General features: G+C 60.3%; 22 protein-coding genes and 2 pseudogenes. 10 read left to right on the plus strand and 14 right to left on the minus strand.

All coding sequences use genetic code 11. From position 1 onward, the window contains the following. Positions 1 to 23: 23 nt before the first annotated feature. From ARCH_RS07775 to ARCH_RS07785, 3 genes are read right to left on the minus strand one after another with little or no spacing between them, the layout of a single operon-like run. Positions 24 to 1,049: a phage major capsid protein gene (locus tag ARCH_RS07775; RefSeq protein WP_013170731.1), complete on the minus strand. Its 1,026-nt coding sequence runs from the start codon at positions 1,047 to 1,049 to the stop codon at positions 24 to 26. A gap of 21 nt (positions 1,050 to 1,070) precedes the next feature. Next, positions 1,071 to 1,904, minus strand: coding sequence for a head maturation protease, ClpP-related (locus ARCH_RS07780; protein WP_013170732.1), 834 nt, complete (start codon positions 1,902 to 1,904; stop codon positions 1,071 to 1,073). Further along, positions 1,901 to 3,211 (minus strand): phage portal protein, encoded by a 1,311-nt coding sequence (locus ARCH_RS07785; RefSeq protein WP_013170733.1) that lies wholly within the window; start codon positions 3,209 to 3,211, stop codon positions 1,901 to 1,903. Before ARCH_RS07785 ends, ARCH_RS07780 begins: the two co-directional genes overlap by 4 nt. 119 nt (positions 3,212 to 3,330) lie before the next feature. On the opposite strand from ARCH_RS07785, the gene ARCH_RS07790 reads away from it, so the two are divergent. From ARCH_RS07790 to ARCH_RS07805, 4 genes are all read left to right on the plus strand, one after another. After that, complete coding sequence (locus ARCH_RS07790; RefSeq protein WP_013170734.1) at positions 3,331 to 3,633, plus strand: ArsR/SmtB family transcription factor; 303 nt, start codon at positions 3,331 to 3,333, stop codon at positions 3,631 to 3,633. Between the two features lie 86 nt (positions 3,634 to 3,719). Further along, positions 3,720 to 4,808: a permease gene (locus ARCH_RS07795; RefSeq protein ID WP_197712424.1), complete on the plus strand. Its 1,089-nt coding sequence runs from the start codon at positions 3,720 to 3,722 to the stop codon at positions 4,806 to 4,808. A gap of 10 nt (positions 4,809 to 4,818) precedes the next feature. Beyond that, positions 4,819 to 5,214 carry an arsenate-mycothiol transferase ArsC gene (locus ARCH_RS07800; protein ID WP_013170736.1) on the plus strand — a complete coding sequence of 132 codons (396 nt, stop codon included), beginning with the start codon at positions 4,819 to 4,821 and terminating at the stop codon, positions 5,212 to 5,214. Positions 5,215 to 5,232: 18 nt separating this feature from the next. Further along, on the plus strand, positions 5,233 to 5,469 hold the full coding sequence (locus tag ARCH_RS07805) for a thioredoxin family protein (protein WP_013170737.1): 237 nt from the start codon (positions 5,233 to 5,235) through the stop codon (positions 5,467 to 5,469). 5 nt (positions 5,470 to 5,474) lie between these two features. On the opposite strand, the gene ARCH_RS07810 is transcribed toward ARCH_RS07805, so the two are convergent. The 3 genes from ARCH_RS07810 to ARCH_RS10000 all read right to left on the minus strand — a co-directional run bounded on the left by ARCH_RS07810 (position 5,475) and on the right by ARCH_RS10000 (position 8,133). Then, entirely contained in the window at positions 5,475 to 7,073 is a 1,599-nt protein-coding gene (locus tag ARCH_RS07810) for a terminase large subunit (RefSeq protein WP_013170738.1), read from the minus strand. A 451-nt stretch (positions 7,074 to 7,524) separates the two neighbouring features. Then, entirely contained in the window at positions 7,525 to 7,710 is a 186-nt protein-coding gene (locus ARCH_RS10545) for a Shedu anti-phage system protein SduA domain-containing protein (protein WP_081440795.1), read from the minus strand. Between the two features lie 81 nt (positions 7,711 to 7,791). Beyond that, complete coding sequence (locus ARCH_RS10000) at positions 7,792 to 8,133, minus strand: hypothetical protein (RefSeq protein WP_041640434.1); 342 nt, start codon at positions 8,131 to 8,133, stop codon at positions 7,792 to 7,794. Between the two features lie 225 nt (positions 8,134 to 8,358). Between ARCH_RS10000 and cmtR the strand changes: the two genes are divergently transcribed. The 5 genes from cmtR (at position 8,359) to ARCH_RS10145 (ending at position 11,804) form a co-directional block, all read left to right on the plus strand. Further along, positions 8,359 to 8,718: a Cd(II)/Pb(II)-sensing metalloregulatory transcriptional regulator CmtR gene (cmtR, locus tag ARCH_RS07825; RefSeq protein WP_026420851.1), complete on the plus strand. Its 360-nt coding sequence runs from the start codon at positions 8,359 to 8,361 to the stop codon at positions 8,716 to 8,718. Beyond that, positions 8,715 to 9,317, plus strand: coding sequence for a cadmium resistance transporter (locus ARCH_RS07830; protein ID WP_013170740.1), 603 nt, complete (start codon positions 8,715 to 8,717; stop codon positions 9,315 to 9,317). The genes cmtR and ARCH_RS07830 overlap by 4 nt, the downstream gene beginning before the upstream one ends. 183 nt (positions 9,318 to 9,500) lie before the next feature. Next, complete coding sequence (locus ARCH_RS07835; protein WP_013170741.1) at positions 9,501 to 9,854, plus strand: hypothetical protein; 354 nt, start codon at positions 9,501 to 9,503, stop codon at positions 9,852 to 9,854. 133 nt (positions 9,855 to 9,987) lie between these two features. Continuing rightward, positions 9,988 to 11,316, plus strand: a complete 1,329-nt coding sequence (locus tag ARCH_RS10240; protein WP_013170742.1) for a hypothetical protein — start codon at positions 9,988 to 9,990, stop codon at positions 11,314 to 11,316. Continuing rightward, positions 11,313 to 11,804: a hypothetical protein gene (locus ARCH_RS10145; protein WP_013170743.1), complete on the plus strand. Its 492-nt coding sequence runs from the start codon at positions 11,313 to 11,315 to the stop codon at positions 11,802 to 11,804. Before ARCH_RS10240 ends, ARCH_RS10145 begins: the two co-directional genes overlap by 4 nt. A gap of 398 nt (positions 11,805 to 12,202) precedes the next feature. Here ARCH_RS10145 and ARCH_RS07850 read toward each other — a convergent pair whose 3' ends face one another. The 7 genes and pseudogenes from ARCH_RS07850 to ARCH_RS07880 form a co-directional block, all read right to left on the minus strand. Next, on the minus strand, positions 12,203 to 12,493 hold the full coding sequence (locus ARCH_RS07850; RefSeq protein ID WP_013170744.1) for a hypothetical protein: 291 nt from the start codon (positions 12,491 to 12,493) through the stop codon (positions 12,203 to 12,205). A 5-nt stretch (positions 12,494 to 12,498) separates the two neighbouring features. After that, a complete protein-coding gene (locus tag ARCH_RS07855) occupies positions 12,499 to 12,696 on the minus strand; it encodes an Nmad4 family putative nucleotide modification protein (RefSeq protein ID WP_389401097.1) in 198 nt (65 codons plus the stop codon). A gap of 270 nt (positions 12,697 to 12,966) precedes the next feature. Beyond that, a complete protein-coding gene (locus ARCH_RS07860) occupies positions 12,967 to 13,314 on the minus strand; it encodes a DUF7698 family protein (RefSeq protein ID WP_013170745.1) in 348 nt (115 codons plus the stop codon). 115 nt (positions 13,315 to 13,429) lie between these two features. Then, positions 13,430 to 13,609: a DUF4314 domain-containing protein gene (locus ARCH_RS07865; RefSeq protein ID WP_013170746.1), complete on the minus strand. Its 180-nt coding sequence runs from the start codon at positions 13,607 to 13,609 to the stop codon at positions 13,430 to 13,432. A 2-nt stretch (positions 13,610 to 13,611) separates the two neighbouring features. Continuing rightward, complete coding sequence (locus tag ARCH_RS07870; protein ID WP_013170747.1) at positions 13,612 to 14,262, minus strand: hypothetical protein; 651 nt, start codon at positions 14,260 to 14,262, stop codon at positions 13,612 to 13,614. Further along, complete coding sequence (locus ARCH_RS07875) at positions 14,259 to 14,444, minus strand: hypothetical protein (RefSeq protein WP_013170748.1); 186 nt, start codon at positions 14,442 to 14,444, stop codon at positions 14,259 to 14,261. Before ARCH_RS07875 ends, ARCH_RS07870 begins: the two co-directional genes overlap by 4 nt. 145 nt (positions 14,445 to 14,589) lie before the next feature. Further along, positions 14,590 to 15,632: pseudogene (locus tag ARCH_RS07880) on the minus strand (DNA modification methylase); the annotation flags it as partial. Positions 15,633 to 15,713: 81 nt separating this feature from the next. On the opposite strand from ARCH_RS07880, the gene ARCH_RS07890 reads away from it, so the two are divergent. Continuing rightward, positions 15,714 to 16,870, plus strand: a protein-coding gene (locus ARCH_RS07890; RefSeq protein WP_389400668.1) for an IS3 family transposase whose coding sequence is annotated in 2 segments (ribosomal slippage) — positions 15,714 to 15,990 and positions 15,990 to 16,870 — 1,158 coding nt in all. Because the reading frame shifts where the segments join, the coding sequence is not laid out codon by codon here. 346 nt (positions 16,871 to 17,216) lie between these two features. Here the strand turns inward: ARCH_RS07890 and ARCH_RS07895 are convergent. Next, positions 17,217 to 18,444 (minus strand): annotated as a pseudogene (locus tag ARCH_RS07895) (IS256 family transposase). Positions 18,445 to 18,634: the final 190 nt, after the last annotated feature.

Raw genomic sequence — 18,634 nt, forward strand, 5'->3', positions numbered from 1 at the left:
CTCAAGGGCCAACGGATTCGTGGTTAGACGGTGGCCTTCTGGGTGAGGATCTTGACGGCCTCGGGCAGGACGATCTTGCCGTCTAGGCGCTGGGAGGCGAGGAAACCGACCTGCCTGCTGGTGGCGAACAGTTCGTTCAGCCGCTTGAACGAGCGTCCCTGCCGGTCAGCGATCCAGTAGTAGGACAAGTCTCCAAAGGCTACCGACGCTGCCCCAGATTTCACCTCCGGGACGAAGGTGGAGGTGTGGACCGGGCGACCCAGCAGCAGGTCTGGGGCACCTGCTGTAAGTGCAGGCTGCCACAGGTACTGCCCGTTGCCGTCTTTGAGCTTGCGCACAGTCTTGACGGTCGCGTCATGCATCAACCACACTGCGTTCTTGCGGTACGGGGCACGCAAACCATAGTGCAGGTCAATGAGCTCATCGGCGGTAATGTCCGTAGCTTTCGCTGTGGTTACCGCCTGCTGGCCACCGCCGGTCTTGTTAAAGATGCCGGTTGGCTTGCCCTCATCGAGCCACCCGGCGCTGCCGTGGGTGGACACGACCGGGATCTTGCGATCCCCGCTGGTGGTCTGGATGACGTTGGCAAGACCGCGCATGATGTTCTGCTCAGCCAGCGACTGCACGAGGGTGTGCTCGAACTCGTCCGGAACCAGGTAGCCGCCCTCGGAATCAACCCCTTCCGACAGGGCGTTTCGCACCTCCATCGGAGAGGCGTTGAGCCGCATCGCATCCCAAAACGCCCGCTTGTAGGACGCGGTGGCGCGGCCGGTCGTGGGTTCGGTCTCCTCGCCGGTCTGGCCGGGCATCGAGGTCAGCGGCGCATTCGTAGCCCGGGCAAGATCAGCGTCCAGGCGCTGGGCGCGCTCGGCGCGGGCAATCTCGGCGGTCAGTCGTTCAATGTCGGCTTCCATGCGGGCGTAGGTCTGGTCGTCCTCGACGGAAAGGCAGCCGGTTGTGGTGTCGCGGCGTTCGTCGAGGAAGGCCTTGGCCTTCTCCCAGGTCTCGGCGCGGCGGGTACGCAGGTCAGAAATCGTCATCGTGGACATGAGAAAGGTTCTCCTTGCTGGTTAGTGGGTGTGGCCCAACAGGGCGGCGTACAGGTCCACCACTCGCCGCCCCGCAGGCCGCGTAGGCTCTGGGGCTGGCGGTGGGGTCGTCGGTGGCGTGCCGGTCAGGTGTGCGACAAGGCGCTGCTCGGCGGGCTTGCGGGCAAAACACACCCCGCTGGCGGTATCGGCGAGCGGGGCGGGGTTTCCGGTCTTCGGCGGCCACGGGGCCTGCTTGTCCGGCTCCTCGCCGTCCTCGTTCTCGTCGTCTGGGTCTGGCGGGGTGCGGCTGCCGGTGAGGTAGTCGTCGGCAAAGCCCATCGCGATCGCGGCGCGTGCGTCCATCCATGTCTCTTGATCCATCAGCCGTGCGAGCTTGGCTCGGCTCATCCCGGTTTTCAGCTCGTAGGCGTTGATGATGGACTCTTTGACCGCTGCGAGCATGTCGATGACGCGCCCCAGCTCCTCGGCGTCACCAACGGCGAGGGTGGCCGGGTTGTGGATCATAAGCATCGACACCGGGCTCATCGCCACGACCTCACCTGCCATGGCGATCACGCTGGCGGCACTGGCAGCGATCCCGTCGATGCACACCTTCACGTGTCCGGGATAGTCGATGAGCATGTTGTAGATCTGGGCTGCCGCGACGACGTCGCCTCCTGGGCTGTTGATCCACACCGTCACATCACCGGACCCTGCCGCCAGCTCGGAGGCGAACAGAGCCGGGGTGATGTCGTCGTCAAACCATGACTCCTCAGCGATCACCCCGTTAATACGCAAAACCCGGCGGGTATCATCACCTGCCGGGTCATTATTGTTAGGAGCAGGATGCTCCCAGTTCCAGAACCGTCTCACCGGCTCCTCCTTTCAACTCGTTTATCCACCGGCGGTGAATCCTTTGCAGGCGCTACGTCCTGCTGTTGCTGCTGGGCGGTGGCGTAGGCACCGGCCATGGATACCGGCAGCATGTTCCCGTTCACCAGATACAAGTCGCCGCCGTCCTCTGGGCTGATGCAGTCGAGGTTTTCCAGGGCGCGGATATCGTTCGCACTCATCCACCCGTTCTGCCTGGCCACGGCATAGCCGTTCATGCGACTGACGTAGTCGCCGCGCAGGAGCCCTTCGACGTTGAACTTCACAAACACGCCCGGCTTCTCGCGCGGGCTAAGCAGCGTCTTGGTCAGGGCTTGTTCCCAGCGGATGACCCACGGGTCGAGCGTGTATTTCACGAACTCCAACGACTGCTGCTCAATATTGGAGAACGAGCTCTTCTCCAAATCGCCGATCATGTGGGGCGGGATGCGGAAGATCCGGGCTATCTCATTGATCTGAAACTTCCTCGTCTCCAAGAACTGTGCCTGCTCCGGGGAGACGGAGATGGGCGTATACTTCATACCCTCCTCCAACACAGCGATCTTGTTGCCGTTCCGGGCACCACCGAACGTCGCCTGCCACGACTCGCGCACCCGGGCGGGGTCTTTGATCGTGCCCGGGTGCTCCAACACCCCGCCAGGGGCGGCACCGTTAGCAAAGAAACTCGCCCCGTAATCTTCGGTGGCTTGGGCGAGGCCGATAGCGTTTTTCGCCATCGCAATCGGGCTATAGCCCACCAGCCCATCAAACCCAAGACCCGGAATATGCAGCACGTCACCAGGGGTGAGCCGGACGCGTTCCCACCTGCCTGCTGGTTCATCCCACGAGGTTTGATACTCGTAATAGAGCTGTTTGGTGTCCAGATCACGGCCGACCATCATCCGGTTGGGCATCAACGGATAGAGCCCGATGACCTCATCAAGGCCGTTGCGCACCACCTGCGCGTAGGCGTTGCCCCACAACAGCAGATGCGTCATGAGCGTTTCCCGGAACACGAAGCTGGTCATCTCCGGGTTCGGCTCGTCATGCAGCAGTCGGTAGAGCGGATGGTCGAGAGCCTTCACCTTCGACCCGTCCTTCTCGATGCGATAGACGTGCAGGGGCAGGCCCGCGATCGCCTCCGCCAAGATCCGCACGCACGAGTAGACGGCCGTCATCTGCATCGCGCTGCGCTCCGTCACCGGACGGCCCGACGTGGTGCCGCCGAAGAAGAAGCTATAGCCCGAGCTGATCGCATGATCCTCCACAGGCCTGGTGTTGCTGCCGCGTAGCCAGTCAAGAAAACCCATAGGGACACCTCCTGCGAGTGAACGACGATGAGGATGGTTCGTTGCTTTGCACTGGCTCCCCGCTAGGCGTACACTTCAAACCGTATTGGTTCAATATTCACTGAAGTGAGCGTGAGATTGTGAACAACGCAGAACAACTTGGGGAGGCTGCTGCACTGCTCAGCGCAGCAGCTGATCCGATCCGGCTAGCCCTTCTGCAACAACTTGCTGACAAGGGCAGTTCGTGTGTCTGCGATCTTCAAACCCAGCCACCGATCCCTGACAACCTGTTGAGCTACCACTTGAAGGTTCTGCGTGATTGCGGGTTGGTCATCGGTGAACGACGGGGCCGGTGGGTGGACTACTCGCTCACGCCTGACGCGATTGAGCGGCTGCACCAGGCACTGCCAAACCCTCAGACTCAAGGAGGAGAAGATAAATGAGCGAGCAATGTTGCAACGCAGGCGAGAGCAACTCTCAGCAGAAAAACATCGCAATCTCGCGCTGTTCACAACCATCCAATCAAGATGTGGCGTCGACAGACTCCGAGCAGCCTCGCGAAGATGCAGCGACTCTCACCCCGCTGGGTAGACGTCAGCCGAATGCGCTACTGTGGGGCAAGCTTCTCGTTGCCGCACTTGTGTGGGTTGGCCTGTACTTTGCTAATGAACCGTGGTGGAACTGGTTCTTCGGTTCACTCCTGGGAATGAACCTCGAGGAGCGCCTAGCGGGATCATTGCACTTCTTCTTCTATGACACGGTCAAGATCCTGCTGCTGCTGACCGGATTGATGTTTGTCATCGGAATGCTGCGCGCCAGTTTCAATATGGACAAGGCGCGCGACTTCCTCGAAGGCAAGGGCCTATTCTTTGGCTTGGTGATGGCTGTCGCCTTAGGAGTCATCACCCCATTTTGCTCCTGCTCTTCAATTCCACTGTTCATCGGGTTCGTAGCAGCCGGGATTCCGCTATCCATCACACTGACCTTCCTGATCGCATCACCACTGGTGAGCGAAACCGCTGCGATTCTTATCGGAGCTCAATTCGGATGGGACATCGCTGTTGCCTATCTCATCGCAGGCTCCCTCATCGCGATCGCCATTGGCTGGGTATCGAGCCGTTTCAAGCTTGATAAATGGGTCAACCAGTCAGTATTCGACACCAAAGTCGCCAAGCTCCGAGCTGGCGGCCACGTCCCAACACTGCAAGAACGTGTCAACGCGGCTATGGGAGAAGCCAAAGACATATTCAGCAAAGTGTGGATCTGGGTCATCGTTGGCGTAGGAATCGGTGCCGCGATCCACGGCTGGATTCCCGCCGACTTCTTCGCCACATATGTGGGACCAGATAATCCACTCGGCGTGCCATTGGCAACCATATTGGGAGTCCCGCTCTACGCCAACGGCGGTGGAGTTGTTCCCATCGGAGAGGCACTCTGGGCGAAAGGCATGCCGCTCGGTACCGTCATGTCACTCATGATGGGAGCAATCGCACTGTCTATCCCCGAGGGAATCATGCTACGTCGCGTCATGAAGCCCCAGCTGCTGGCACTCTTTTTCGGAAGTGTCACTGTCGGCATCATCATCGTCGGCTACCTCTTCAACATCATCTATGCCTAAAGGAAGTCTCATGAAACCCGTAACAATAATGTTCGCCTGCCGGCAAAACGCGGGACGCTCACAACTAGCAGCCGCGATCACCCGCGCCAAGGCCGACCCAAACATCACGGTATTGTCCGCCGGAACAGAGCCCGCTGACAAACTCCATACGGAAGTACTCACGGTTCTAAGCGAAATGGGTTTAGAACCCGACGGGAAACCGAAACGTCTAGAACCTCACGACGTGCAAGCATCTGACTGGGTGATCACCATGGGATGTGGTGAAACTTGCGCCATCTTCCCCGGAAAACACTATGAGGACTGGCCAGTTGACGACCCTTCTGGTCAACCTCTTGACGTGGTGCGTCGGATTCGCGATGACATCCAGCAGCGTGTCGACGATTTACTCAAACGCATTCATTCATAGACAACGAAAGGTGAAACAATGAACATCAAAATCCTCGGCCCCGGATGCAGGAACTGCGTCAACCTCGAGAAGCAAACCCGTAAAGCAATCGCTGATCTGAACCTCGATGCCGATATCGAGCACGTCACCGACTATGCAGACATCATGTCCTACGGCATCATGTCAACACCAGGACTGGTCATCAACGGCGAGGTCGTCGTCTCCGGACGAGTCCCTAAAGCAAACGAAATTGCCCAACTACTCACGAACCGCTAAACAGATCAGAGCACGAGTAGCCCGCGCTCGTCGTAGACGCTGCCGCTGGTGTGGTCGCCTGCGCGTCGGATGGAGCGGTCGAGTGCCATGATCGTGGCGACCACGCCGTCGATCTTCTCCGTGGACTTCTGCTTGTCGGGTTTGATGTTGCCTGCCGGGTCGGTGCGCACATGAATGTTGTCGACCATCCAGGCCAGCACCGGGTGCCCGCCATGGGCAAGCCTGCCTTCCAGGGCGATCTTCATCAGTTCTTTGGACGGTGGGGACATGTCTTTGAAGCCTTGCCCAAACGGAACCACCGTAAACCCCGCATCGTCGAGGTTTTGGCTCATTTGGACGGCACCCCACCGGTCGAAAGCGATCTCGCGGATATCGAAGCGTTCACCAAGGGACTGGATGTGGTGTTCGATGTGGGCGTAGTGGACAACGTTGCCCTCCGTGGTCTCCAGGAACCCTTGGCTGTGCCACAGGTCGTAGGGCACGTGATCACGAGCCACACGTAGTGGCAGGTTGTCTTCGGGGATCCAAAACCACGGCGCGATCCGATACTTCTCATCGTCCCCGTAGGGCGGGAAGACCAGCACGAATGCGGTGATATCCGTCGTCGAGGCCAGGTCCAGGCCGCCGTAGCAGGGGCGGCCTTCCAGCTCGGCCAGGTCCACTGGGTCTGCGCAGGCGTCCCAGATGTGCATAGGCATCCACCGTACGGACTGCTTGACCCACTGGTTGAGGCGAAGCTGGCGAAACGAGTTCTCCTCGGCGGGGTTTTGGCGAGCCGAGTTGCACGCCGCCCGCACCTTGTCCACCGGCACCGTGACCCCAAGGGAGGGGTTGGCCTTGTGCCAGACCGCCTCATCCGTCCAGTCATCGTCCAGCTCCGCGCCGTAGATCACCGGGTAGAATGTGGGATCGTGTTTCTTACCCGCGAGAATGTCACGCGCTTTTTGGTGCTGCTCGTAGCAGATACTGTGGGTGTCAGTACCTGCGGTGGTGATGAGGAAGTACAGCGGCTGGGTGCGCGCGTCTCCGGAGCCTTTCGTCATGACGTCGAACAGAGCCCGGTTGGGCTGGGTGTGGAGCTCGTCGAAGACGACACCGGAGATGTTGAACCCATGCTTGGAGTACGCCTCCGCCGAGAGCACCTGGTAGAAGCTTTTGGTCGGCTTGTAGATGATGCGCTTTTGGGAGGACAGGATCTTCACCCGCTTCGATAGGGCCGGTGATTGGCGGATCATGTCGGCGGCGACCTCGAAGACGATGCTGGCTTGCTGCCGGTCGGCCGCGCACCCGTAGACCTCGGCGGCTTGCTCCCCGTCCCCGCACGTCAAAAGCAGCGCGATCGCGGCATCCAACTCGGACTTACCCTGCTTCTTAGGGATCTCCACATAGGCGGTGGTGAACTGGCGGTAGTCATCGGGTTTGATGGTGCCGAACAGGTCGCGCACGATCTGTTCTTGCCAGCCAAGCAGCGTGAAGGGTGTGCCTGCCCAGCGGCCTTTCGTGTGGCGCAGCGCCTGAATGAACGCGACGGCGAAGTCGGCTTTGCGCTGGTCGTAGATAGAGCCTGCGGCCATGAACCTGGTCGGCTGATACGTGCTCGTCATCGGGCAGCAGCTCCTTCCTCGGGGCATAGGGGCTTTCACGAAACCTCCTGACCAGTTATATGAGGTCCTCGGCTACACCCCGGTTACACCGGGTTTCGACTCCGGTTACACGACAGTAGTCAATTAAGTGCCGTGAGCAGGAGCGCCGTCCTAGAACTCAAAGTCCGGAACTTCCGACTCCGCATCTTCTTGCCTCTCGGCAAGTTCCACATTCCACCGCGCCCGCTCGACAAGTTCGTCAAAGGTAAGCACCTCCGGTGACTTAAGGTTCGAGCGGAAACTTTCAAAGCTACGGAACTTCGCGTCAATTCGGTTTCCTTGCGAGCTACACAAGTCGCTCATGGAGCCGACCACCAAAACGAGCGTGGCTCGACCAAATTCGCACCGTCGCCAGTGCTGCCTCCCTCGGTGTCCCTCTCGGCAATCCAGCTAGCGTGGCTCTCTTTGGCGACTAGAACCGTTTCTTGGCCTGGGCTACTGCGCCGAAAAACTCGCGGCTGATCCCGTAAACATCACTGCGGTATTGGTCCCGTGTCAGCAAAGGCGTGTCCGGGTGTTTAATCTCTGCCAGCGCCACTGAACGCAGCAGGCCGTTGGACGCGAAGAAGGCGTCGGCGCGTTTCCCGGAAGTGTGCAGGTTTGCTCCGCGAACTGTTTGCTCAAGTTTTCCCTCGTCCCAAGTGGTGTAGAGCCTACCTCCGAGACCAACGCCGAGGACCTATGGGTTGGCTTCGAGAAGGTTCTGCCACGCCTTCTCAGCGCCACCCGCCACGTTTTTCGCTTCGGCAAACGCTTCGTGGTCGTCTAGCCACGATTGCATAGTGCTAACGACGTCGCGACGGTTCTTCAGTTCCTTGATCTCGGCGGCCGAGGTCTCGGTTTCTACGAGTGCCTGGAGCGCCTTGGGGTCTCGCTTGTACAGCCGCTGAAGTTCGCTTTGGTCGGCGATGATGCGGTTGAGGACGTCATCGTCAACCCTGGAGGTTTTCTCGCCGGTAACGGGAATCGAGGCGAGGCTGCGGGTGAGGTCGATAAGTTTGTTTGAGCCTTCCCGGTTCAAGACGACGACATCATCGAGTTTCGGTCGTTCGAGTCTCTTCTTCGCGCCTGAAAACGGACCTCGCCAACTACGCCAGGCTCGCGCACAACTTGGATCTCGAGCTGGCGACGCTGTTTCGCAACTTTGCCGGAATCTCTGCCACTTCCACTGTCTTCTGAGCAGCACACGCTGCTACGCCGCTACATCGGACTTGACATGTTCAGTGCTCGCTGTATAATTCAGTGCATGCTGACTATTATTTCGCGTCTCGACGTGATGAACCGCCTGGGTCGTGCACTGGCCGACCCCACTCGATCTCGGATCATCTTGACCTTGCTCGACCATCCCGCTTACCCGGCGGAACTGGCTCGAGCTCTGGACCTGACACGCTCGAATGTGTCCAACCATCTGGCATGCCTGCGCGATTGCGGTATCGTCGTCTCCGAGCCCGAGGGTCGTCGGACACGATACGAGATCGCCGATCCGCACCTGGCGCAGGCGCTGACGACACTGGTCGATGCCACCCTGGCAGTAGACGAAGACGCCCCGTGCATCGATCCCGCCTGCTCGCTTCCCGGATGCGACGTAGCTGGGGAGGGCGCATGATCCTCACCACGGTCTTCCAGGCGATAGGCCTGTTCGCAGCTACCAACATCGACGACATCATCGTGCTCTCCCTCTTCTTCGCACGAGGGGCAGGCCAGAGAGGCACAACCGCTCGTATTCTGGCCGGCCAGTACCTCGGATTTGCCGGCATCCTCGTCGCCGCGATCCTTATGACCATCGGCGCCGGAGCATTTCTGCCCCCGGCAGCTATTCCATACTTTGGTCTCATCCCTCTGGGCATCGGCCTCTGGGCCGCATGGCAGGCCTGGCGCGGAGACGATGACGACGATGACGACGAGGCCAAGGTTGCCGGCAAGAAGGTCGGCGTTTGGACAGTCGCAGGCGTCACGTTTGCCAATGGCGGCGACAACATCGGTGTCTACACCCCTGTATTCCTCAGCGTGGAACCTCTCGCAGTAGTCGCCTACTGCGTTATCTTCCTCGCGTTCGTTGCGGTCCTGGTGGCCCTGGCAAAGTTCGTCGCCACTCGCCCCCCGATCGCGGAAGTGCTCGAACGCTGGGAGGACATCCTCTTTCCCATCGTTCTCATCGGCCTCGGCATCGTGATCCTCGTCAGCGGCGGAGCTTTCGGGCTCTGACATAGCAGCAGTGTTCCAACGGCGGTTGCGTCCCTTAGTGTTGTGTAACGCTTGCTGATGGGACTTGACCGTGAACCTTGCCATGCTTGACGCTGCTGCCTGGTCGCGGCCGCGCACCGAACAGAAGCCGACTCCGCCTGCTCCGCGGGGTGGTCGCAAGCCTGACGCTGACGACATTGAGCAGTGGAAGTTGGGCGACAACGCACCGCCGAAGGTGTCCTTGCCCTTTGTCTCGGTGCGGGCTGTAGCGGCGCTACCGCGTCGTACCTCCGTGCGGAGGACGTCACCCGAGATGACAACGGAACCGTGTGGGTAAAGCGCTACGACATGGTCCATGCTGTCCCGGTGTCGGCGGTGTTCGCGGGCGTGGTGGAAGAACTCGCGGCCAGAAAAGATCCGCACGAATACGTTCTTGGCCGCGGAGAAAACCCGTGTGGCACCAGGGGCTCAACGTCGGGCGGGACTTCCATGTGCTTCCCAGCCGGCTTCGCGCGACGTGGGCCGTTGCGGTGTGCGCTGCGGTACGAAGAGAAGTAGCCGTCAGTGCCATTGGCGTTGCCAACGTCGTTCCATTCGAGCGCCACTTGCGTACCAATTACGACCGCACGGACCCGCTGAGCGACCACGTTGAGGAGTTGACTGACCTGTTCACTGACTGGGTGACAACGACATGGCGAACTTGTACCCGCAGACCCAAGAGAACTTCTCCCAACTCAAGTACGCTGCCGACCTCGTTGATACATCCGGCGTGGTTGAACTGGTGGAGAACTGGCGTATTGAAGATGGGCTCCAGACCGGCCGCGGTGGTCGCCCGCAGTATGTGACCATTCGCACCGCCATTGTGCTCTGGGTCCACATGGCGCTGACCAAGCGCCCGCAACTGGTCGCCCGTATGTCGGAGGTCGTCGCCTTCGGCATGAAGCCGTACATGCGCGACTACTTCTCGCTCGTCAACGAGAACGTGGACCTGAGCACCCGTAACGGCCGCATGGACTACAACAACGACTGGTACCACCGCATTTGGCGCGCCCTTGAGCGCGTGCGGGCAACTATGGAGCCGTACCCGAGCGTGTCTCGGCACGGCCGGCACACGGTTGACGAGTGGCTTGAGTTCATGGACTTATTCGGGCTCGACTCGAAGAAGACGTCGAAGAAGAACTACGAGCCGACAGAAGAAGAATTGCTCGCGGAAAAGCGCATGGCGCGCTGCGACGAGTTCTCCAACCGCCTGCTGTGGGCCACCGTCGAGAAGTTCGGCGACAAACTTGGGTCCTGGAACGGCGACGTTGCCGTGGACGGCACGGCGTTTAAGGTCTCCGCCAACGGCAACCCGAACAAGCAGGACATGTTAGCGGGCAAGGTTCCAGGGCACCGTAAGGTCGCCTCGACCCCCACGCTCGGCAACTACTCGAAGGGCGCGGACGACCACAACGGTGACGCTAAGCCCTCCAAAGGCGACAACATGTGGGCCGGCGAGGCCACCTTTGCCACCATGGAAGGCGCTGGTGTCGGCAAGGAGGGTGGCTTGCCGTCGCTTATTCTCGGCATGTCCTTCCACCGCCCGGGTGCCATGCCGTGGCAGCGTGCGCTTCGTTCGCTGACCAACGTGTTTGCCCGCCCCGAATTGCCCCGCGGGCGCTTCTTGGGCGACCGCCTGTACCTGCTGGGACAGAAGGCCGAGAACCTCCAGGTTCCGCTGCGTAAGGCAGGCTACGACCTCATTGGCGACTACAAGAAGAACGAGCTAGGCCTCCAGACCGAACTCGCCTCTGGCGCGGTTGTCGTGGACGGCCAGCTCTACTGCCCGGTAATGAAGGCGCGTCAGCGCCTGGTCAACGCCACCGCAGACTTCCAGAACGGCCGCATTGACGAAGACGAGTATTACGCGCTTCTGGACGAGCGCAAGAAGTTGCAGTTGGCACCGCGCTCGGCAAGCCCGTCAAGGGCGACGGCAAGCAGCGTTTCCAGTGCCCTGCACGCTCGAAGAACGCGAAGGTGACCTGCCCGTTGGTTGCATGCTCGCAGGAGAAGCACCCGAACCGCGCGAAGGAGCCTCTGCTGGAAAGCGAGGTGCCGACGTCTGGCATGTGCGGTGCGGTCTGTAAGCAGACCTCCATTACCGCGCAGAACACGCCCGAAGACGGCGCAAAGTACCTCAACCAGGGTGCGCCCTACGGCACCAAGGAGCGGCAGGAGCAGTACCACCGTCGCAACACCATTGAATCGCGCAACGACCGCGTGAAGTCTTCCCGCCACCAGGGCTACGGCGACCCGACCATGCGTCTTATGTGTGGCTGGGCAGCACAGGCCATTTCGGCTGTCATGTCCGCGGTTGCGGCCAACATTGGTCTACTGTCGGCAGAGTCGCGCTGGCACTTCCCAAAGAAGCCCACGCCTCCAACCACCCCTCCGGACGGTCGCAAGACCCGTGGCCGCGACGAGACTGACACCGACGCTTTCCCCAACGCGCCACCGCTTGCGGTATAGACCGACCAAGGCCACCGGCTGGTCCTCAAAACAACGAGGACGAAGCCCGTGGCCTAGAGGTCGTGGGCGAGTGCCGAAATTCGGTCCAAAACGGAGTTCAGACAAAGAAAAATGACCCCCTCCGAACGAACGGAGCGGGTCATTTTTGTGTTCGCGGCCGTTTTCCTTCGGGCGGCGCGGGGTTTCGTGAAAAGATTGGAACAGTTTCGTGAAACCCCGCATAAGAAAAGCCCCAACCATGTGGGGGGTGCCCCTATGTTGTGTGTCAAGCTGCCAGGGCGGCTGGCCGACAATCCCAATCAACACCCGCCAATCAGGACCTGTCAACAAGGTAACGGGCGAAACGGATCGCGTCGGGCCAGGCCCAGCCCGTGGGGGTGGTCGGGACGACAGGCGAGTTAGCAGTAGGTGTGGCGGAAGTCGGAGACCACCTGTCCAGTGCCGAAACCCCCGTAGCGCCAATCGGACAGGCCGCGCTGCCTGTCCAGGGCGATGATCTGATCGGCTTTGGTGTAGTGCCAGCCCACACGGCTGAGCGTGTGGACCGGGATCTTCTCGGCCCCGACCTCCTCAGCAAGCTCCTCCAGCACGCTGAAGGGGATCTCGGCGGCAGCCTGGATGTCACCGTGCGCCACCGCGTCGGCGGGGATCTGAAGGTGGCTTGTGATCAGGTGCCCAGTGGCCTCCATGTTTGTTACTCCTGGGTTGTGGCGGGGATCTGGGCGAGGGTCCAAACGATAGCGTGCCCGGCATCGTCGAAAAGCTGGTCAGCCTCGGCGACCAAGTCGAGGGCGCATTCGCTGCGGCTACGCGACTCAGGCCCGAAACCGGGGATGGGCTGCTCGGCGAGCTTGTACACGCGAGCGTCGTTTCCGATCTTGCCTCTGCCCAGGTGCCGGTAGGCCGAAGCAAGGACGTAGTCCCCCGTAGGCGAGCACCGTGCCGTAGCTGTCGGTTGCCATCTGCAGGTGTTCCATCGTGATCGCTTGAGTGTTCATGACCTTCTCCGTTTCTGTTCTTGTTTGGTCATGTACATACAGCCATAGGTGTGCCTTGTTATCCAGTTATTTTCCGCTTATTTTCAAAGGAAAATAGCGGTCATCATCACTTCTGCGATATGAGGGAAACCGCCCTAGGAGGTGGCTTCCATGAGCGGGGTTTGCTAGGTGATGGTGAGGTGGAACGCGGGAACCATCGGGTGCTCTCCGGTGGTCCAGTCGACATATGCGCTCTTGACCTTGACCAGGCCGTTCACAGCGGCACCGTGTTCAGCAAAGCTCCACAACAAGGTCGCCATGTCGGTTTGCCCCACGCTGATCGTGAACTCTCCGATCCCTAGTTCTTTGAGTTCGGTGATGATGGCAGGAATGTCGGCATCGAAGATGACTCCGAAGAAATCCAACAGTTCGTTATCCGCCTTTTGGGTGTCCATGTAGGCCGTTAAGACCGCGCGGTGGGAGGTTTGCGTTCGGCAAGCGACCTGGGTTTCTAGGGCTTCAATCGTGTTCATGAACTTCTCCGTTTCTGTTCTTGTTTGGTCATGTACATACAGCCATAAGTGCGTGTGCTTATCCAGTCATTTTCCGCTTATTTTCAAGGAAAATAGCGGTCATCATCACTGTGATTCACTCGGGGTATTCCCATAGGTCTTCGCCTGGGATGAGGCCGAGTGTGGAGCCGTTATCCCAGTTCACATGCACTGTTCCTACGTCGTCGACAAACATGATCGTTCCTTTATCGCCAGGACTCAGATGCGTGTACGGGTCGCTGGTGGCGATCAGGCGCACCCGCTGGCCAGGAGTCATGGTCAGTCCTCCTTTCTGCTTGTCGAGGTGCGCCAAGCGGCGTCCCCTTCCAGGCCTGCCAGCAGGATGCGGCGTGCCTGCTTGTGTTCGGGGCCGATGAAGCCCAGGGAGAGCAGGAAGCAGCGCATCCTGTACTTGTCATTGCCCGGTGCTGGCGGCGTGGCCCGGATTCGGGTGGCCTCCTGGGCGCGTTGGCAGAGCTTGGCCACAAGCGGGATCACCGCCTCGCGTGCCGTCTCCGGGGAAATCGACTCACACCACGGGAACGAGACTGTCTCGTCATCGTTGAACTCGATGGGTGTGGCCGGGATGCCCAGGGCCTTGGCGATCAGTGGCCCTTTGGCTGCCAGGAGCGCTTCGAGGTTGGCGCGAGTGCGCTCACTCCACCCGGTGGTGGGCATCATGACCGTCAACGCCACCTCGCCCGGGTCGGTGGTGGCAAAGCCTGCCTGGCGGGCGGCCTCGAGCACGGCCTGGGGGTCGATGCCATCTGGCAGGTGGAGGGCCCACTCCCGATCCAGCGTGGCGTCTCCTATCTGGTAGGCAAACGAGGGCGTGCCCAGATAGGTGGCCTTGACGCCAAGGTGATCGGCGAGAAGCTGGGCGAGCTTTTTCCTGCCCGTTTTGTGCGGGGTGAAGGCAAGGATACTCATGCCACGACCTCCTGCTCGAACCAGGCGGTCACCATGCTGAGGAAACGCTTCGGGTCGTGCTCGATCACGCGCACCACCAGCTGGTAGCCGCGTGCTCTGGCAACCCGCAGGGTTTCCTCGGGGTCGTAGACGTTGACTCCGGCTGCGATGAGCTCGCTGATTTCGATGTGTAATTCACTCATGACCAGTCCTTTTCGCTCGGTTCCCCCAGGTGCGGGGGTGTTGTGGTCATGTACATACAGCCATACGTTTTTCGGCTTATCCAGTCGTTTTTCCCTTATCAACGGCCTATTTTCACGCCCCTGTTGTCCCTGCAATTGCGGGGTTTTATTCGCGGTCGCGATCGACCTGTTTGACCAGATCCAGGTACGTGTACTGGGTGCCGTCGCGCTGGCAGGTGATCCCGGCCGCGTCCCCGGTCGCCTCGGCATACCGGCGCAGGATCACCGAGGCGTACTTCTCGTCCAACTCCATGCAATACGCGATGCGGTCGGTCTGCTCTGCTGCCATCAGCGTCGAACCGCTGCCAGCGAAGGTGTCGAGGATGATCGCGTTTGCTTGGGTGGAGTTGCGGATCGGATAGGCCAGCAGGTCCAGCGGCTTGGAGGTCGGGTGGTCGGAGTTCTTACGCGGCTTGGCGAAGTTCCAGATCGTGGTCTGTTTCCGGTCAGCGAACCACTTGTGCTTGGCACCCTGCTTCCACCCGTAGAGCACCGGTTCGTGCTGCCACTGGTACGGTGAGCGTCCCAGGACGAGAGAGTCTTTGACCCAGATGCAGCAGCCGGAGAGTTTGAACCCGGCGTCGATGAACGCTCTGCGGAAGTTCAGCCCTTCGGTGTCAGCGTGGAACACATACGCAGACCCGCCCTTCTCACACACGCCTGCCATGTTGGTAAACGCCGCGAGCAGAAACTCATAAAACGACTCGGCCTTCATCTCGTCGTTCTTGATCTTGAGGCCGTCAGAGGATTCAAACGCTACATTGTAGGGCGGGTCGGTCAGCACCAGGTTTGCGCTCTTGCCGTCCATGAGTACCGCAACATCGTCAAAGTTTGTGGCGTCCCCGCATACCAGCCGATGCCGACCAACCGTCCACAGGTCAGGTCCCCACGCTCGACGAAACTTGCTGCTTCGAGAGCGGCGGTCAGGTCAAAATCGTCGTCTTCGATGTCGCCGTCGTCGAGGGAGGCAATCATCGCCTGGATTTCGTCGTCGACGCCGGTGAGCTCGGCATCAAAGTCGGCCGCATCCAGATCAGCAATCAGCAGGGCCAGCTTGGACTCGTCCCACTGGCCACTGATCTTGTTCAATGCAATATTGAGGGCTTTTTCGCGAGTCTTATCGAGTTCAACGATCACGCAGTCGACCTGGCCCGGGCTGAAAAAACTAGACCATCTGGCTTGAGAGTGTCTTCCGTGACAGCCCCGGTTGGGGCAGGAAGATTGGAGAGCATGAAGAAGTTCTCGAAGCACACACCCGAACAAATCGTGGTGAAGCTCGACAAGGCCAGGTCCTTGAAGGAATCTGGCAGCACCGTGGCAGAGGTTTGCCGTGAGCTTGGCATCAGTGAGGCAACGTATCACCGGTGGCAGAGACAGTACGGCGACATGACTCGCAGTGAAGCACGGCGGTTCAAGGAGCTGCAGGAAGAAAACGAGAAGCTCAAGCGGTTGCTTGGGGAGGCTGAACTCGAAAAGTCGCTGCTTAGGGAGTTAGCAGAGGGAAAATTCTGACCCTGGCACGCAAGTACGAAGCGATTGACCATGCCCTATCGTTGGGGTACTCAGTGCGCTTGGCATGCCGCGTTGTCGGGGTTTCCCGCGGGGCGTACTACAACGCCCGACGCCACACAACCGGGCCTTCTGCCACCGACAAGCACGCCTCGTTGCGTAGCTGGTTGGTGACCTTCGCTGCATCCCATCGTCGCTGGGGCTACCGCCGCGCGTGGGTTAAGGCTCGTGAGGCCGGGTTTGACTGCGGCCGCGATGTCGTGCGCCGCATATGGCGCCAGGAGGGTCTGCGGGTGTTTCCACGCAAGGCTCCCAAGCGGCGGTGTCTGCCCCTATCCACCCCTCGGGTTGAGCCAGCTGCGTGTCCCGGTGATGTGTGGGCATTGGACTTCCAGTTCGACACTGACTACCACGGTAAGACGTTTAAGATCTGCAACGTCATCGATGAGTTCACACGTGAGCACGTGGGATTCGAGGTCGGGCGGTCTATTACCGCCGTGTCAGTCATTGAACTGTTGAGCAATCTTGCTGCCTCCAGAGGTGGCCGTCCGCGAGTGTTGCGCATGGATAACGGCCCTGAGTTCATCAGCCACGAGCTGAACAAGTGGGCAGCCAAGGAGGGCACTGTTGAGGCGTTCATACCACCAGGAAGGCCATGGCACAACGGATTCGTGGAGTCGTTTCACAACCGCCTCCGCGATGAGCTACTCGAAGACGAGATGTTCGACGACCCGGCCCACGCCAGCCACTGCCTCAGGTTGTGGTCAAAGCGCTACAATACGTGTCATCCGCACTCAAGCTTGGGCTTTGTCCCGCCAGCGCAGTACGCCAAACAATGGCACCTAACCCAGGGAGGCCCTCAAGCCGCCCGGTCCTAGATTTCAGCCCGCTCCAATAGCGTCATTACCGGCTATGAACTGGGAATTCCGGCTGCCGCGGACGTTTGGAGATTAGCCTGCTGTACCGCTGAGTATCTGGCACGTCACTACCCGGCTGGCGTCCGTAGAGGGGGTGAACCAGTCGGGATCTCGCGCGCAAGAATAGACGCGGGGTCTCGACAAATAATGCGGGTAGCACCTCTACCTGTAGACGATACCGCTTGCTATTCGTTCTTGCAGGTGGGCCGACGACCATCTGCACTCCTAGTCAACTACAAAGCTTTTAGCAAGTTGGGGGTCAAGTCTCTTGTAGTGGTGTAACGGCGTTTTCCTCTCGTTTGGGGTTTTAGCCTGCGAGTGCGGGCATGTCGGCATCGGTCGTGGTTGTGGGTGTGGTGATCAGGTTGAGGCGGCTCTTGGCGAGGACTTCCAGGCCGAGGTAGCGGCGGCTTTCTGCCCATTCATCGGTTTGCTCGGCCAGGACGGCGCCGACGAGCCGGACAATCGCTTCCCGGTTTGGGAAGATCCCAACCGCATCGGTGCGGCGCCGAATCTCGCGGTTCAGCCGTTCGGTGGGGTTGTTCGACCAGATCTGCTGCCAGACCTCGGTCGGGAAGCTGGTGAACGCGAGAATGTCAGCGCGGGCGGCATCGAGGTGGTCTGCGACGTCGGGGAGTTTCTCGGCGGTGTAGTCCAGTAGCCGGTCGAACTGGGCGTGAACAGCATCGGCGTCAGGCTGGTCATAGACGGAGTGGAGCATGGCCTTGACCGCCGGCCACAAGCTCTTGGGAGTGATGCTCATCAGGTTCGCGGCGTAGTGAGTGCGGCAACGCTGCCAGACGGCACCGGGCAGGTTCGCCGCGATCGCTTCCACGATGCCTTGGTGGGCGTCGGAGGTGACCAGCCGGACCCCGGACAGTCCTCGGGCGACCGGATCGGCGAAAAACTCGTTCCAGGCCGGGCCGGTCTCGCTCGTGGCGACCCGCATCCCTAAGACTTCGCGATGCCCGTCGGCGTTGACCCCGGTCGCGAGCATGACGACCGCGTTGACCACACGACCTCCCTCGCGAACTTTCATCGTCAACGCGTCGGCGGTCACGAACGTGAACGGCCCAGCATCGCCTAGTGGGCGGTGTCGAAACTCGGCGACGTGCTCGTCCAACTCGGCGGCCATGCGAGAGACCTGGGACTTCGACAGCCGGTCGATTCCCAACGTCTTGACCAACTTGTCCATCCGGCGAGTACTGACTCCAGCGAGATAGCAGTCGGCAACAACAGTGATCAATGCGGACTCGGCGCGCTTGCGACGCTCCAGCAGCCACTCAGGGAAATAGGTGCCCTGGCGTAGTTTCGGGACCGCGATGTCCAAGGTCTCAACACGGGTATCGAGAGGCCGGTGGCGGTAGCCGTTGCGCTGGGCCCGTCGGTCAGGATCTGGGCGGCCGTACTCGGCACCTGCAACCGCATCAGCATCCGCAGACAGCAACTCGTTGATCACAGTCTGCAACAGGTGACGCCTCGGCAAGCAGTTCGCTAAGCAGCCCGGCAGGGTCGACAATATGGGTAGCGGTCATCGTGTGGCCTTTCGCGAGTGAGTTGTAGGGGACGAAACTCGAGGATCACGCGGTGACCGCCCTGCTGTCCAGCACGACCACCCCGCTACACCACTATGAGGGACTCAACTCCCTTGGTGATTAGTAGCGCCCTCGCTCATCAGCGAGATGCTGTTCGCACATGATCCCACTAGCGCCATGTTTGCGACAG

Origin of the sequence: Arcanobacterium haemolyticum DSM 20595 (genome assembly GCF_000092365.1) — a bacterium.
GTDB classification, from domain to species: domain Bacteria; phylum Actinomycetota; class Actinomycetes; order Actinomycetales; family Actinomycetaceae; genus Arcanobacterium; species Arcanobacterium haemolyticum.

Bases quoted from the DNA above. Each gene is read 5' to 3' on its own strand.
- ARCH_RS07775 (WP_013170731.1), bottom strand. From the start codon at position 1,049: ATGTCCACGATGACGATTTCTGACCTGCGTACCCGCCGCGCCGAGACC.
- ARCH_RS07785 (WP_013170733.1), bottom strand. From the start codon at position 3,211: ATGGGTTTTCTTGACTGGCTACGCGGCAGCAACACCAGGCCTGTGGAG.
- ARCH_RS07800 (WP_013170736.1), top strand. From the start codon at position 4,819: ATGAAACCCGTAACAATAATGTTCGCCTGCCGGCAAAACGCGGGACGC.
- ARCH_RS07805 (WP_013170737.1), top strand. From the start codon at position 5,233: ATGAACATCAAAATCCTCGGCCCCGGATGCAGGAACTGCGTCAACCTC.
- ARCH_RS07810 (WP_013170738.1), bottom strand. From the start codon at position 7,073: ATGACGAGCACGTATCAGCCGACCAGGTTCATGGCCGCAGGCTCTATC.
- cmtR (WP_026420851.1), top strand. From the start codon at position 8,359: ATGCTGACTATTATTTCGCGTCTCGACGTGATGAACCGCCTGGGTCGT.
- ARCH_RS07830 (WP_013170740.1), top strand. From the start codon at position 8,715: ATGATCCTCACCACGGTCTTCCAGGCGATAGGCCTGTTCGCAGCTACC.
- ARCH_RS10240 (WP_013170742.1), top strand. From the start codon at position 9,988: ATGGCGAACTTGTACCCGCAGACCCAAGAGAACTTCTCCCAACTCAAG.
- ARCH_RS07850 (WP_013170744.1), bottom strand. From the start codon at position 12,493: ATGGAGGCCACTGGGCACCTGATCACAAGCCACCTTCAGATCCCCGCC.
- ARCH_RS07860 (WP_013170745.1), bottom strand. From the start codon at position 13,314: ATGAACACGATTGAAGCCCTAGAAACCCAGGTCGCTTGCCGAACGCAA.
- ARCH_RS07865 (WP_013170746.1), bottom strand. From the start codon at position 13,609: ATGACTCCTGGCCAGCGGGTGCGCCTGATCGCCACCAGCGACCCGTAC.
- ARCH_RS07870 (WP_013170747.1), bottom strand. From the start codon at position 14,262: ATGAGTATCCTTGCCTTCACCCCGCACAAAACGGGCAGGAAAAAGCTC.
- ARCH_RS07875 (WP_013170748.1), bottom strand. From the start codon at position 14,444: ATGAGTGAATTACACATCGAAATCAGCGAGCTCATCGCAGCCGGAGTC.